Origin of the sequence: Xinfangfangia pollutisoli, from assembly GCF_020179405.1 — a bacterium.
In the GTDB taxonomy this organism is placed as follows: Bacteria; Pseudomonadota; Alphaproteobacteria; order Rhodobacterales; family Rhodobacteraceae; genus Pseudogemmobacter; species Pseudogemmobacter pollutisoli.
Genome location: NZ_JAICBZ010000011.1, coordinates 21,733 through 35,361 on the forward strand (window position 1 = coordinate 21,733; position 13,629 = coordinate 35,361).

Annotated in this window: 13 protein-coding genes; 7 read left to right on the forward strand and 6 right to left on the reverse strand. The window is 66.6% G+C overall.

Annotated elements, in window-relative coordinates; translation table 11 throughout:
* Positions 1-13: 13 nt before the first annotated feature.
* Positions 14-865: an SDR family oxidoreductase gene (locus K1Y73_RS05965; RefSeq protein ID WP_225027170.1), complete on the forward strand. Its 852-nt coding sequence runs from the start codon at positions 14-16 to the stop codon at positions 863-865.
* Positions 866-954: 89 nt separating this feature from the next.
* Here K1Y73_RS05965 and K1Y73_RS05970 read toward each other — a convergent pair whose 3' ends face one another.
* The gene (locus K1Y73_RS05970) at positions 955-2,235 is read right to left on the reverse strand and encodes an ROK family transcriptional regulator (protein WP_225027171.1); all 1,281 of its coding nucleotides are present in this window, start codon (positions 2,233-2,235) and stop codon (positions 955-957) included.
* 224 nt (positions 2,236-2,459) lie between these two features.
* Here K1Y73_RS05970 and xylF point away from each other — a divergent pair, with 224 nt between their 5' ends.
* From xylF to xylA, 5 genes are all read left to right on the forward strand, one after another.
* Positions 2,460-3,485: a D-xylose ABC transporter substrate-binding protein gene (gene xylF, locus K1Y73_RS05975; protein WP_225027172.1), complete on the forward strand. Its 1,026-nt coding sequence runs from the start codon at positions 2,460-2,462 to the stop codon at positions 3,483-3,485.
* 76 nt (positions 3,486-3,561) lie between these two features.
* Entirely contained in the window at positions 3,562-4,911 is a 1,350-nt protein-coding gene (locus K1Y73_RS05980) for a sugar ABC transporter permease (RefSeq protein ID WP_225027173.1), read from the forward strand.
* On the forward strand, positions 4,911-5,687 hold the full coding sequence (locus K1Y73_RS05985; protein ID WP_225027174.1) for an ATP-binding cassette domain-containing protein: 777 nt from the start codon (positions 4,911-4,913) through the stop codon (positions 5,685-5,687). Before K1Y73_RS05980 ends, K1Y73_RS05985 begins: the two co-directional genes overlap by 1 nt.
* The gene (xylB, locus tag K1Y73_RS05990; protein ID WP_225027175.1) at positions 5,687-7,123 is read left to right on the forward strand and encodes a xylulokinase; all 1,437 of its coding nucleotides are present in this window, start codon (positions 5,687-5,689) and stop codon (positions 7,121-7,123) included. The genes K1Y73_RS05985 and xylB overlap by 1 nt, the downstream gene beginning before the upstream one ends.
* Positions 7,120-8,421: a xylose isomerase gene (gene xylA / locus K1Y73_RS05995; RefSeq protein ID WP_225027176.1), complete on the forward strand. Its 1,302-nt coding sequence runs from the start codon at positions 7,120-7,122 to the stop codon at positions 8,419-8,421. Before xylB ends, xylA begins: the two co-directional genes overlap by 4 nt.
* A 106-nt stretch (positions 8,422-8,527) precedes the next feature.
* On the opposite strand, the gene K1Y73_RS06000 is transcribed toward xylA, so the two are convergent.
* Both K1Y73_RS06000 and ubiG read right to left on the reverse strand, forming a co-directional pair.
* Positions 8,528-9,385 carry a YihY/virulence factor BrkB family protein gene (locus K1Y73_RS06000; RefSeq protein ID WP_225027178.1) on the reverse strand — a complete coding sequence of 286 codons (858 nt, stop codon included), beginning with the start codon at positions 9,383-9,385 and terminating at the stop codon, positions 8,528-8,530.
* A 99-nt stretch (positions 9,386-9,484) separates the two neighbouring features.
* A complete protein-coding gene (gene ubiG / locus K1Y73_RS06005) occupies positions 9,485-10,228 on the reverse strand; it encodes a bifunctional 2-polyprenyl-6-hydroxyphenol methylase/3-demethylubiquinol 3-O-methyltransferase UbiG (protein ID WP_225027179.1) in 744 nt (247 codons plus the stop codon).
* A gap of 52 nt (positions 10,229-10,280) precedes the next feature.
* Between ubiG and pip the strand changes: the two genes are divergently transcribed.
* Positions 10,281-11,252 carry a prolyl aminopeptidase gene (gene pip / locus K1Y73_RS06010; protein WP_225027180.1) on the forward strand — a complete coding sequence of 324 codons (972 nt, stop codon included), beginning with the start codon at positions 10,281-10,283 and terminating at the stop codon, positions 11,250-11,252.
* Positions 11,253-11,256: 4 nt separating this feature from the next.
* On the opposite strand, the gene K1Y73_RS06015 is transcribed toward pip, so the two are convergent.
* The 3 genes from K1Y73_RS06015 to K1Y73_RS06025 are packed head-to-tail and all read right to left on the reverse strand — an operon-like array spanning position 11,257 to position 13,565.
* Complete coding sequence (locus K1Y73_RS06015) at positions 11,257-12,393, reverse strand: CaiB/BaiF CoA transferase family protein (RefSeq protein WP_225027181.1); 1,137 nt, start codon at positions 12,391-12,393, stop codon at positions 11,257-11,259.
* A gap of 3 nt (positions 12,394-12,396) precedes the next feature.
* Complete coding sequence (locus K1Y73_RS06020) at positions 12,397-13,023, reverse strand: DsbA family protein (RefSeq protein WP_225027182.1); 627 nt, start codon at positions 13,021-13,023, stop codon at positions 12,397-12,399.
* A gap of 2 nt (positions 13,024-13,025) precedes the next feature.
* Positions 13,026-13,565 (reverse strand): DUF721 domain-containing protein, encoded by a 540-nt coding sequence (locus tag K1Y73_RS06025; RefSeq protein WP_225027183.1) that lies wholly within the window; start codon positions 13,563-13,565, stop codon positions 13,026-13,028.
* Positions 13,566-13,629 lie beyond the last annotated feature (64 nt).

Here is a 13,629-nt window from a genome sequence, read left to right on the forward strand (position 1 = left end):
AAGGATCGCGGGCATGAAAACGCTTCTCAGTCTTGGCCATGGCTATTCCGCCGCCGCCCTGGCCCGGCTTCTGCTTCCGCAGGGCTGGCGGGTGATCGGCACCACCCGTAGCGCCGACCGCGCGGCAGACCTGACCGCACAGGGGGTCGAGCCGCTGCTCTGGCCCGGCGATCTGGGCCCGGCGCTGCAGGCGGCCAGCCATATCCTGGTCTCGGCCGGGCCCGGGCCTGGGGGCGATCCGTTCCTGACGGCCTACCCTGCGCTGCGCGAGGCGCGTCCCGAATGGGTCGGCTATCTGTCCACCACCTCGGTCTATGGCGATCATGGCGGCGGCTGGGTCGACGAGACCACGCCCCTGCACCCCGCCAAGGGCCGCGGCGATGCGCGGGTCATGGCCGAGACGGAATGGCTGGCGACCGGCCTGCCGGTGCATGTCTTCCGCCTGTCGGGCATCTATGGCCCCGGGCGCGGCCCGTTCCAGAAGGTCAAGGCCGGCACGGCGCGGCGGATCATCAAGCCCGGCCAGGTCTTCGGCCGCATCCACGTGGACGATATCGCCCGGGTGCTGGAGGCCTCGATCCGCCATCCGAACCCCGGCGCGATCTACAATGTGACCGATGACCTGCCCGCCCCGGCCGAAGATGTGCTGTCGCATGCCGCGGCCCTGCTGGGCCTGCCCGAGCCGCCCGAAGTGGCCTTCGAGCAGGTGGTGGCCGAGATGACGCCGATGGCCCGCAGCTTCTACATGGAATCGAAGCGGGTGCGGAACGACCGGATCAAACGCGAGCTGGGGGTGGAGCTGCTCTATCCCGATTACCGCGCCGGCCTTGCGGCGATCCTGGCTGCCGAAGGTGCCCCGGACTGATGCCCCGGGGGCGCTTCGCCCCCCGGACCCCCCGAGGATATTTTTGCAGAGAGGAAGGCTGCTTTGCCGGAAGGAAGGCTAGGCAGGTTTTACTGCGCTGCCATTTCGCGGCTGGCGGGGGCCAGGATGCCTTCGGTCACCGCTGACAGGGCCAGCGCCGCCGCGCCATGCGCCCAGAGAAGATCGCCCCAGGCATGGATCTCGATCGGCGGGCGGGGGCGGCCGGTGTCGATCACCAGATTGTCCATCTCGGCCAGGGTCTCGGCGGCATAGAGATAGTCGTAGCGCATCCGTTCGCCCGACAGGATGATCAGCTCGGGGTCGAAGAGATTGATCACATTCGACAGGCCCACCGCCAGATAGCGCCCGGCACGGCGGAAGATCGACTTGGCCGTGGCATTGCCGGCCTTGGCATGATCGTACAGGCTTTCCAGCAGGATGTTGATCGGCTGGCCGTCCTTGTGGCCCCAGTTCAGCGCCGTGCTGGCCTCGCGCGCCAGGGCGTAATCGGCGACATAGGCCTCAAGGCAACCACGCTGCCCGCAGCGGCACAGCGCCCCGTCCAGCTGCACCTTGGTATGGCCAAGTTCCATCCCCAAGCGCTGGGCACCGCGATAGATGCGGTGGTTCATCACAAAGCCCATGCCCAGCCCGTGTTCGATCGTGACCACGGCGAAATCCGACAGGCTGCGGCCGGCGCCGAACCACAGTTCGGCCAGGGCCACCAGATTGGCGTCATTGTCGATCGCGACCGGCAGACCCAGCCGCGCCCCCGCGGCGGCGGCCAGCGGCACGGCGCGTTCGGTCAGGACCGAGGACCAGAACACCATCCCCTCGGCCACATCGACAAAGCCCGGAACCCCGATCCCCACCGCCGACAGCTGCGCCCGGTCAAGCCCCGCCTTGGCACAGACCCGCGCCAGCAGCGTCTCGACCGCATCCAGCAATTCGGCCAGCGTCATCGGCCCGGGCCGGCGCGGGATCACGTCATCGGCCACCAGATTGCCGGCGAAATCCACCACCACGGCGGTATGTTCGCGGTCCGACAGCTTCATGCCCGCAACGTGATGCGCCGGCGCGCGCACGCCCAGCGCCACGGCCGGTCGGCCGCGACCGGGGCTTTCGGCATCGCGCGGCGGGGCGACTTCCTCGATCAGCCCGGCCTCGATCAGTTCCTGCGTGATGGTCGTCACCGTCGCGGGCGAGACGTTCAGTTGCCGCGCCAGGGTGACACGCGGGATCAGCCCCGCCGCGCGCACCCGCTCGAACACCTGCTGGCGCAGCGGGCGCTGGCCTTCGGTCAGGGGCGGAATCAGCGGGCCGACCCCGACCCGCCCCCCCGGCCCCTGTCCTTTTGGCAGTCGCGGCATATTTATTCGACCTCCGAACTAAACAGGGGCATCACATGCCCGAACCCTTGCCGAACCGCTTGAAAATTGCCGCATCGCAGCGAATTTTCGTAGCCGGAGTCAGCAGACCCAGATTTGACCAGCGTTTTTATTTTGACAACTGAAATTATTAGCGGCAGGATTTTTCCCGTATCGGCGAATCTGCCGGACCGGCCGTGGAGGGCCGTATCGAACGGGAGGAATCAATGCGGAAAGTCTTTCTCGCCGCCATCGTGGCGGCGGCCGGTTTTTCGTCGGCAGCCCTGGCCGAAGGCCTGACCGTCGGCGTCAGCTGGTCGAACTTCCAGGAAGAGCGCTGGAAGACCGACGAGGGCGCGATCAAGGCGGCGCTGGAAGCCTCGGGCGACAAATATGTTTCGGCCGATGCGCAATCGTCCTCGGCCAAGCAGCTTTCGGATATCGAGGCGCTGATGGCGCAGGGCGTGGATGCGCTGATCATCCTGGGCCAGGACACGGCGGCGGTGGTGCCGGCGATTCAGGCCGCGGCGGATGCCGGGATTCCGGTCGTCGCCTATGACCGGCTGATCGAAGACCCGCGCGCCTTCTACCTGACCTTCGACAATGTCGAGGTTGGCCGGATGCAGGCCCGCGCCGTGCTGGAAGCCGCGCCCAAGGGCAATTACGTGATGATCAAGGGCTCGCCCACCGATCCGAACGCCGATTTCCTGCGCGGCGGCCAGCAGGAAGTGCTGCAGGCGGCGATCGACGCGGGCGACATCAAGATCGTGGGCGAGGCCTATACCGATGGCTGGCTGCCGGCCAACGCCCAGAAGAACATGGAACAGATCCTGACCGAGAACGACAACAAGGTCGACGCGGTCGTGGCGTCGAATGACGGCACGGCGGGCGGCGCGGTGGCGGCGCTGACCGCGGTCGGGATGCAGGGCATTCCTGTTTCGGGCCAGGACGGCGACAAGGCAGCGCTGAACCGCATCGCGCTGGGCACGCAGACCGTCTCGGTCTGGAAGGATGCGCGCGAGCTGGGCAAGGCCGCGGCGGAAATCGCCGTGGCGCTGGCCGGCGGCACCAAGCCCGAAGAAGTGCCGAATGCGATCAAGTTCACCACCCCGGGCGGCAATGAGATGAACTCGGTCTTCCTGGTGCCGGTGCCGGTCACCAAGGACAATCTGTCGGTCGTCGTCGATGCCGGCTGGATCACCAAGGACGAGCTTTGCCAGGGCGTGAGCGCAGGCCCCGCCCCCTGCAACTAAGCTGACAAGCGGCCCCGGGCATCCTTTGTCCGGGGCCTTCCCCCCTATTTCCGTTCCTGCGCCTTTCGGGTGAAGCATGACCAAACCGGCCCAGGACGCAGCGCCCCGCGTGGCGCGCCGCGGCCTTCTTCAGACACTTGAAATCGACACGCGGCTTCTGGGCATGATCGGCGCCTTCCTGGTGATCTGCATCGCCTTCCAGGGCTGGACCGGCATCCGCGCCATGGCGGAGTTCACCCTGAACCCCTTCGCCTGGCTGGCGAACGGCCGGTTCCTGATTCCGCAGAACGTGTTCAACATCACCATCCAGATGGTTTCGGTCGCGATCATGGCGACGGGGATGGTCTTCGTCATCGTCACCCGCAACATCGACCTGTCGGTCGGCGCGATGCTGTGCCTGTGTTCGGCGCTGATGGGGATCTTGCAGGTCACCATCCTGCCCAAGACGCTGGGCCTTGGCATCGGCCATCCGGCCATCGCGCCCCTGGCCATGCTGGCGGGGCTGGCGCTGGGCACGGCCGTCGGCGCCTTTACCGGCTGGCTGGTCGGCTATCAGGGCATCCCGGCCTTCATCGTCACCCTGGGCGGGCTGCTGATCTGGCGCAATCTGGGCTGGTACATGACCTCGGGCCAGACCCAGGGCCCGCTGGATTCGACCTTCATCCTGTTCGGCGGCGCCGAGGGCACGCTGGGCCCGATCTGGAGCTGGGTCGTCGGGCTGATCGCCTCGGCACTGGCCGTCCTGGGCCTGATGCAGGCGCGCAAGGCCAAGGAACGCCACGGCTTTCCGGTCAAGCCGCTTTGGGCCGAAGGCGTGCTGGCCGGCATCGCCTGTGCGGCGATCCTGGGGCTGATCGCGCTGCTGAATGCCTATGAAATTCCGGCCGGCAAGCTGAAGCGCCTGTTCGAGGCCCGGGGCGAGGCGATGCCCGATGGCTATACGACCGGCTTCGGCCTGCCCTTCTCGGTGCTGATCCTGGCGCTGGTCGCGATTGCGATGACGGTGGTCGCCAAGCGCACGCGCTTTGGCCGCTACATCTTTGCCACCGGCGGCAACCCCGATGCGGCGGAACTGTCGGGCATCAACACCCGGCTGTTGACCGTCAAGGTCTTTGCGTTGATGGGCTTTCTGTGCGGGCTGTCGGCGATCATCGCCCAGGCCCGGCTGCAGAATCACACCAATGACATCGGCACGCTGGACGAATTGCGCGTCATCGCCGCGGCCGTCATCGGCGGCACGGCCCTGGCGGGCGGGATCGGCACCATCCATGGCGCGATCCTGGGCGCGCTGATCATGCAATCGCTGCAATCCGGCATGGCGATGGTGGGCGTCGACAGCCCGTTCCAGAACATCGTCGTGGGCATCGTCCTGGCGCTGGCCGTCTGGATCGACATTCAATATCGCAAGCGCAAGGGGATCCGCTGATGGCCGGAATCGCGCCCAATCGTGAGGGAACGCCCTTGGTCGAGATGCGCGACATCTCGATCTCATTCGGCGGGATCAAGGCGGTCGACCACGTCTCGGTCGATCTGTATCCCGGCGAGGTCGTGGGCCTTCTGGGCCATAACGGCGCCGGGAAATCGACGCTGATCAAATGCCTGTCGGGCGCCTATCAGGCCGATGCGGGCGAGATCCTGATCGAAGGCCAGCCGGTCCAGATCCGCAACCCGCGCGATGCAAGGGCCTATAACATCGAGACGATCTACCAGACGCTGGCGCTGGCCGACAATCTGGATGCGGCCTCGAACCTGTTTCTGGGCCGCGAGCTGGTGACGGCGACCGGGCTGGTCGACGATTCCGCCATGGAAGCGGAAACGCGCAAGATCATGGGCCGGCTGAACCCGAATTTCCGCAAGTTCAAAGAGCCGGTCTCGGCCCTGTCGGGCGGGCAGCGCCAGTCGGTCGCCATCGCGCGGGCGGTCTATTTCAACGCCAAGATCCTGATCATGGACGAACCGACCGCCGCCCTTGGCCCGCATGAGACCCAGATGGTGGCCGAACTGATCCAGGAGTTGAAGGCGCAGGGCCTGGGCATCTTCCTGATCGAGCATGACATCCACAATGTGATGAAGCTCTGCGATCGGGCCAGCGTGATGAAGAACGGCCAGCTCGTGGGCACGGTCAATGTCGACGAGGTCACCGATGACGACATTCTGGGCATGATCATCCTGGGCAAGAAGCCCGCGCATCTGGCCGCCTGATGTATATCGGGCTGGATCTGGGCACATCGGGGCTGAAGGGCGTGCTGATCGGTGCCGACCAGCAGGTGCTGGCCGAAGCCACCGCGCCCCTGACGGTGCAGCGCCCGGCCGAGGGCTGGTCGGAACAGCGCCCGGCCGACTGGATCGCCGCGGCCGAGGCGGTGCTGGACGCGCTGGCCGCGCATGGGCTGGGCCAGGTGAAGGGGATCGGGCTGTCGGGCCAGATGCATGGCGCGACGCTGCTGGATGCCTCGGACGAGGTGCTGCGGCCCTGCATCCTGTGGAACGACACCCGCAGTTTCGAAGAGGCCGCCGAACTGGACGGCGACCCGATGTTCCGCCGGCTGACCGGCAATATCGTCTTCCCCGGTTTCACCGCGCCAAAGCTGATCTGGGTGCGCCGGCACGAACCTCGGATCTGGGACCGGGTGGCGAAGGTCTTGCTGCCGAAGGATTACCTGCGGCTCTGGCTGACCGGCGGCCATGTGGCGGAAATGTCCGACGCGGCCGGAACGGCCTGGCTGGACACCGGCAAGCGCGCCTGGTCGGACGCGCTGCTGCAGGCAACTGGCCTGACGCGGGCACATATGCCGGCGTTGGTTGAAGGCTCCGAGGTTTCGGGCCAATTGCGCGCGGCGCTGGCGGCGCGCTGGGGCCTGCCCAAGGATGTGATCGTCGCGGGCGGCGGCGGCGACAATGCCGCTTCGGGCGTGGGCGTGGGCGTGGTGCGCGCGGGTGAGGCTTTCGTGTCGCTGGGCACCTCGGGCGTGCTGTTCGCGGCGAATGACGGCTACCAGCCCGATCCGGCCACGGCCGTTCATACCTTCTGCCATGCGCTGCCCGGCACCTGGCATCAGATGGGGGTGATCCTGGCCGCCACCGATGCGCTGAACTGGTATGCGCGGCTGGTCGGCACCGATGCGGCGAAGCTGACGGGGGAACTGGGCGCGCTGCAGGCCCCGGGCAAGACGCTGTTCCTGCCCTATCTGGGCGGCGAGCGCACGCCCCTGAACTCGGCCGCGATCCGGGGCGCCTTTACCGGGCTGGAACATGCAACCGACCGGCAGGCCGCGACCCGCGCCGTGCTAGAAGGCGTGACCTTCGCGATCCGCGACTGCCGCGATGCGCTGGCCGCGACCGGAACCAAGATCGGCACGCTTCTGGCCGTCGGCGGCGGTTCGCGGTCGGACTACTGGCTGCAGCTGATCGCATCGGCGCTGAATGCGCCGGTGGCCCTGCCGGTGGCCGGCGATTTCGGCGGCGCCTTCGGGGCCGCGCGGCTGGCGCTGATGGCGGCAACCGGCGCCGGGGCCGAGATCGCGACCCTGCCGAAAATCGCCCGGCTGATCGAGCCGGACCCCGCCCTTCTTGCGGCTTTCGATGCGGGCCATGCCCGTTTCCGCGCCGCGCAATCTGCGATCAAGGACCTGAAATGACCGACTTCTTCAAGGACATCCCCCGGATCACCTATCAGGGCCCCGAGGCCTCAAGCGAGTTCGCCTTCCGCCATTACAACCCCGACGAGGTGGTGCTGGGCAAGCGGATGGAAGACCATCTGCGCTTTGCGGTGGCCTATTGGCACAGCTTTGCCTGGCCGGGCGGCGACCCGTTCGGCGGCCAGACCCTTGACCGGCCGTGGTTCGGCGACACGATGGCGCTGGCCAAGCAGAAGGCCGATGTCGCCTTTGAGCTGTTCGATCTTCTGGGCGCGCCCTTCTACTGCTTCCACGATGCCGATGTGCGCCCCGAAGGCGCCAGCTTCGCCGAAAGCCTGCGCAATCTGGAAGAGATGGTCGATTACTTCGGCCAGAAACAGGCCAGCCACAAGACGCAGCTTCTGTGGGGCACCGCGAACATGTTCAGCCATCGGCGCTGGATGTCGGGCGCGGCCACCAATCCCGATCCCGATGTCTATGCCTATGCCGCCGCCAATGTGAAGGCGATGATGGACGCGACCGCCAAGCTGGGCGGACAGAATTACGTGCTTTGGGGCGGGCGCGAAGGCTATGAGACGCTTCTGAACACCGATCTCAGGGCCGAACGCCAGCATGCCGGCCGCTTCCTGCAACAGGTGGTCGAGTACAAGTACAAGATCGGCTTCAAGGGCACGATCCTGATCGAGCCGAAGCCGCAGGAACCCTCGAAGCATCAATATGATTACGACGTGGCCACGGTTTACGGCTTCCTGAAGGAATTCGGTCTGGAAGCCGAGGTGAAGACCAATATCGAACAGGGCCATGCGATCCTGGCCGGCCATTCCTTCGAACATGAACTGGCGCTGGCGGCATCGCTGGGCATTTTCGGTTCGATCGACATGAACCGGAACGATTACCAGTCCGGCTGGGACACCGACCAGTTCCCGCACAATCACCCCGAAATGGCGCTGGCCTATTACGAGGTGATCCGCGCCGGCGGCTTCACCACCGGCGGCACGAATTTCGACGCCAAGATCCGCCGCCAGTCGCTGGACCCGGAAGATCTGGTTCTGGCCCATGTCGGCGGCATGGACACCTGCGCGCGGGCGATGAAAGCTGCCGCCGCGCTGTGGGAAGCGGGCGATCTGGAAGCCGCGCGCCAGGCCCGCTATGCCGGCTGGGACACCCCGGCCGCCCAGGCGATGCTGAAGGGCGGGCTTGCCGAGGCGGCCGCGCGTGTCACCGCCGAAGGGCTGGAGCCGCAGCCGAAATCCGGCCGGCAGGAGCGGCTGGAAAACCTGTGGAACCGCTTCGTCTGACCGGGCCGCGCAAGGGAAGGCAAGGGCGGTCTTCTGCCCTGCTGCCTTCCTCTCTGCAAAAGTATCCCGGGGGGTCCGGGGGGCTGGCCCCCCGGCTTCGCCCGGCCTAACGCCGCCCCATCAGCCGGAACAGCTTGGCCCGCGCCTCCAATTCGGCATTGATCGCGCCGCCGACCAGGATCGCCCAGACCGACAGATACAGCCAGGTCATCAGGATGATAACCGCCCCGATCGAGCCATAGATCCGGTTGTAGCTGTTGAAATTCGACAGATAGACCGAAAAGCCGATCGACACCCCCGCCCAAGCGGCCGAGGCGAACAGCACGCCCACAGTGAACCAGCCCGACCTTTGCCGCCCGGGCACGTTCGGGCCGAAGCGGTACAGGATCGACAGGCAGGTCAGCACGAACAGGAACATCACCGTCCAGGGCAGCACCCGGGTCAGCCAGGCGTCGAAACTGCCGTCGGGCAGATAGGCCAGCAGCACCGGCACCACGACCGAGGTCGCCAGCGCCATGATCAGCGCGCCGATCAGCGCGCCGGTCAGCATGAAATCGACCGCCCATCCCCAAAGAATGCCGCGCCGCTCGGCCCGATGCACCACGTCCAGCCCCTGGATCAGCGCCGAAACCCCGGCCCGGGCCGAATAAAGCGCCACGGCAACCGAGAAGAACGTGGCCCAGCCCAGCGTGCTGCGCGGCGCGTTCAAAAGCCCCATGACCTGATCATGCACCAGTTCGGCCGCCTCGGTCGGCAGGAAGCGTTCGGCCATGACCAGGTATCCGGCGATGACCTGCGGGTCCGACACCATGCCCCAGATTGCCACCACCGCCGCTATGCCGGGAAACACCGCGAACATCGCATAGAAGGCCACGCCGGCGGCGATCAGGCCGAAATGGCCGTCGCCGACCCGCGTCCAGACGGCGACCAGGAATCGCCAGAAATGCCGTGCCACCAGGATCATGGCGCCAGAGTTTCAGACCCGGCGCCCGGGCGCAATCGCCCGAGGGCAGATTTCCCGCGACGGCGGCGATCCGCGCCGCCGTGCGGTTGCGCCATCTGCCTAACCCGCCCGGGTCGAGGCGGTAACGTAATTCACCGACAGATCGCGGTCCGACAGGCTCCACCGCCACGAGACCGGGTTGAACACCATGCCCTTGCGGTCAACCGGCGTCAGGCCGGCGCGGCGGATAAGCTCGTACAGCTCGTCGGGCGTGATGAATTTCTGCCAGTCATGCGTGCCCTTGGGCAGCCAGCGCATCACCCATTCGGCGCCGACGATGGCCAGGGCAAAGCTTTTCGCATTGCGGTTCAGGGTCGAGCAGACCATCAGCCCGCCGGGTTTCAGAAGGTCATGGCAGGCGGTCAGATAGGCCAGGGGATCGGCGACATGCTCGACCACTTCCATGTTCAGGACCACATCGAACCGCTCGCCCGCCGCGGCCAGCGCCTCGGCCGTGGTATGGCGATAGTCGATCTGCAGGCCCGACTGTTCGGCATGCAGCCGCGCCACCGGAATGTTGCGCTCGGCCGCATCGGCGCCGATCACCGTGGCGCCCAGCCGCGCCATGGGTTCGCACAGCAGCCCGCCGCCACAGCCGATATCCAGAAGCCGCAGCCCTTCGAACGGGCGCTGCGCGGTCAGGTCGCGGCCAAACTCGGCGGCGATCTGCCGGGTGATATAGTCCAGCCGCACCGGGTTCATCTGGTGCAGCGGCTTGAACTTGCCAGAAGGGTCCCACCATTCCTCGGCCATGGCCTGGAATTTCGCCACTTCGGCAGGATCGACCGTGGTTGCGGCTTCCATTGCGGTTCCTCTTCGCATTCGACTCCGTTCCCGGCCGGTATATACTGCGGGAATGGACCACAGATCAGGCCAAAAGCGCGCAGTCGAATATCTTTACCCGCCGGTCGACCCGTTCGACCAGCGCATCCTCGACATGGGGGATGGCCACCGCATCTATGTGGAACAATGCGGCAAGCCCGATGGCGTGCCGGTGATCGTGTTTCATGGCGGGCCGGGGGGCGGCTGCAGCCCGGCGATGCGGCGCTATTTCGACCCGGATCATTACCGCGTCGTGCTGTTCGACCAGCGCGGCTGCGGGCGGTCGCGGCCGCATGCGACGGTGCAGGCCAATACGACCTGGGATCTGGTCGCCGATGTCGAACGGATCCGGGCGGCGCTGGGGATCGGGCCCTTCATCGCATTCGGCGGCAGCTGGGGCGCCACGCTGGCGCTGGTGCATGCGATCACCCATCCGCAGGCGGTGCGCCATCTGGTTCTGCGCGGCGTCTTCCTGATGACCCAGGCCGAGCTGGACTGGTTCTATGGTGGCGGGGCCGGCGCCTTCTTCCCCGATCTCTGGCAGCGCTTCGTCGCCCCCATCCCCGAAGAGGACCGCGCCGACCTGATCGCCGCCTATCACCGCCGGCTGTTCTCGGGCAATCTGGCCGAGGAAACCCGCTATGGCCGGGCCTGGGCGCAATGGGAAAACGCGCTGGCCTCGATCCATCAAGAGGGGATGTATGGCGAAAGCCCGGCCGATTACGCCCGGGCCTTCTCGCGGCTTGAGAACCATTATTTCATCAACAAGGGCTTTCTGGCCGAGGACGACTGGATCGTGAAGAATCGCGGCCGGATCGAAGCGACGGGCGCCACCATCGTGCAGGGCCGCTATGACATGGTCTGCCCGCCGATCTCGGCCTGGCGGCTGGCACAGGGCTGGAACCGGGCGCAGCTGCAGCTGGTGGGCCTGTCGGGCCACGCGCTGAGCGAGCCTGCGATCAGCGAGGCGCTGGTCAAGGCGATGGACGGGCTGCGCGGGGGCTGAGGGGCTACAGCCCGCCCAGCACCTCGTCCTGATGTTCGCCCAGCCGCGGCGCCGGCCGGTCCAGCTGCAGGCGGGCCGCGGAAAAGCCGATCGGGCTGCGCACGCCCGGCACGCCGCCTGGCGCGATCTGCATCCCCCGCGCCACAACCTGCGGATCGGCAAAGACCTGACCCATGTCGTTGATCGGACCCGCGGGCACGCCCTCGGCCTCGCAGGCGGCCAGAATATCGGCCATCGACCAGGTTCTGGTCGCCGCAGTCAGCCGCGCGGTCATCGCATCGCGATGGGCGACACGGTCGGCATTGGTCAGGAACTCGGGCGCCTCGGCCATGTCGGACAAGCCCAGGATCCCGCAAAGCCGGCGATATTGCGCATCATTGCCGGTGGCCAGGATCACCCAACCATCGGCGCAGTCGAAGACCGCATAGGGCGCCAAGTTCGGATGGGCATTGCCCATCTTCCGGGGCGCCACGCCGGTGGCCAGATAGTTCATCGCCTGATTGGCCATGATCGCGGTCGCCACATCCATCAGCGCCATGTCGATCTGCTGGCCCTGCCCGGTCCGCCCGCGCTGAATCAGCGCCGCCATCACCGCATTGGCCGCATAGATGCCGGTGAACACATCGGTCACCGCCACACCCACCTTCTGCGGCTGGCCCTCGGGTTCGCCGGTCACGCTCATCAGCCCGGCCATGCCCTGGATGATGAAATCATAGCCGGCCCGATGGGCATAGGGCCCGGTCTGGCCGAAGCCGGTGATTGAGCAATAGACCAGACGCGGGTTGACCTTTTGCAGCGAAGGCCAGTCGAGCCCGTATTTCGCCAGGCCCCCGACCTTGAAATTCTCGATCACCACATCGGCATCGGCCACCAGACGGCGCACGGTTTCCTGGCCCTCGGGCGTGCGGAAATCGACCGTCACGCTTTTCTTGCCGCGGTTGCAGGAATGGAAATAAGCGGCCGAACGGTCGCCTTCGCGTTCGATAAAGGGCGGGCCCCAGCGGCGGGTGTCGTCGCCCTCGGGCGCCTCGACCTTGATCACCTCGGCGCCAAGATCGGCCAGAAGCTGGCCGGCCCAGGGACCGGCAAGGATCCGCGCCAGTTCGATGACGCGAATCCCTTCCAGCGGTGCGCCTTGCATGGCTTAGCCTGCAAGCTTCTTGTCGAGGATCGCCTTCAGATCCTCGTAGGACATGTTCGAATGCTTCTCGCCGTCGATGATCAGCGTCGGCGTGCCTTCGATCTTGTCGGCGGCCATATTGGCTTCGAAATGCGCGACCATCGCCTCGACCATGGCGCTGTCGGCCATGCAGGCATCCAGCGCCTCATTGGTCAGCCCGGCGGTCAGGCCGATCTTGCGCAGGTTCTGCACCACCACATTCGGATCTTCCGACGCAGCCCATTCGCCCTGGGTCGAGAACAGCATGTCCTGGATGCCGAAATAGCGCAGATCGCCACCGCAGCGCGCCACCAGCGCGGCCCAAAGGCCGTAGCGGTCGAAATAGACTTCCTTCAGGGTGAAGTGGACCTTGCCGGTGTCGATGTAATTCGTCTTCAGCTGGCCAAAGACGGTTTCATGGAAATGCGCGCAATGCGGGCAGGTGAAGCTGGCATATTCCACCATCTTGATCGGCGCATCGGGGCTGCCGATCGAGAAATCCTTGATCTCGGGCGCCGCGGCGGCGGGCGCGGTCGCATCCTGCGCCCAGGCGGGCATCGCGGCCATGGCGGCGGCCAGGGCCATCAGGGCCCGTCGGTTGATCATCGTCATTTCTACCCTCTTTCAGCCTTGCGGCGACTTAAGACATTTTGCGCCAGCCGTTCAAGCGCGGCCCGAAGCCCGGGATCGCCAACGGCCGAAGCGGTTTCTGCGGCCTGCGCCACCAGCGCCGGATCGGGCGGCGGCGGGGCTTTCGGGGCAGCGGTGAACTGGGCCTGGCCTTCGGCAAAGCCCGAAGCGGCGGTCTGGGTCAGATGGATGCGCGAGATGGCGTTGTAGCCATAGACGGCATTCACCTTCTGGCGCAGCTTTTCCTTCTGCATGTCGATCAGCGGCGCATGGGCGCCCTGGACCAGCAGGGTCAGCGTGGCGCCCAGGCCCCCCTCGCGCCCATAGCTGACCTTGACCGGACGGGTGACGCGGGCCAGATCCTCGCCCACCACCTCGGCCCAATGGGTGACCAGCCGCGCCACGGCAAAGCCCCGCGCCTCGCCCGCGGCGCGCAGCTGGCCCGACATCAGCGAGAATGCGGGTTCGAAGCCGCGGCGGCGGTGATCGGCCGATGGGGAAGGGGCGGTCGGCGTCTTTGCCATCTGGTTCCGGGCCTTGTGTCGGGTCTATCTTAGCGCAAGACCCCGGCCCTGCCAGCGCCGTGGA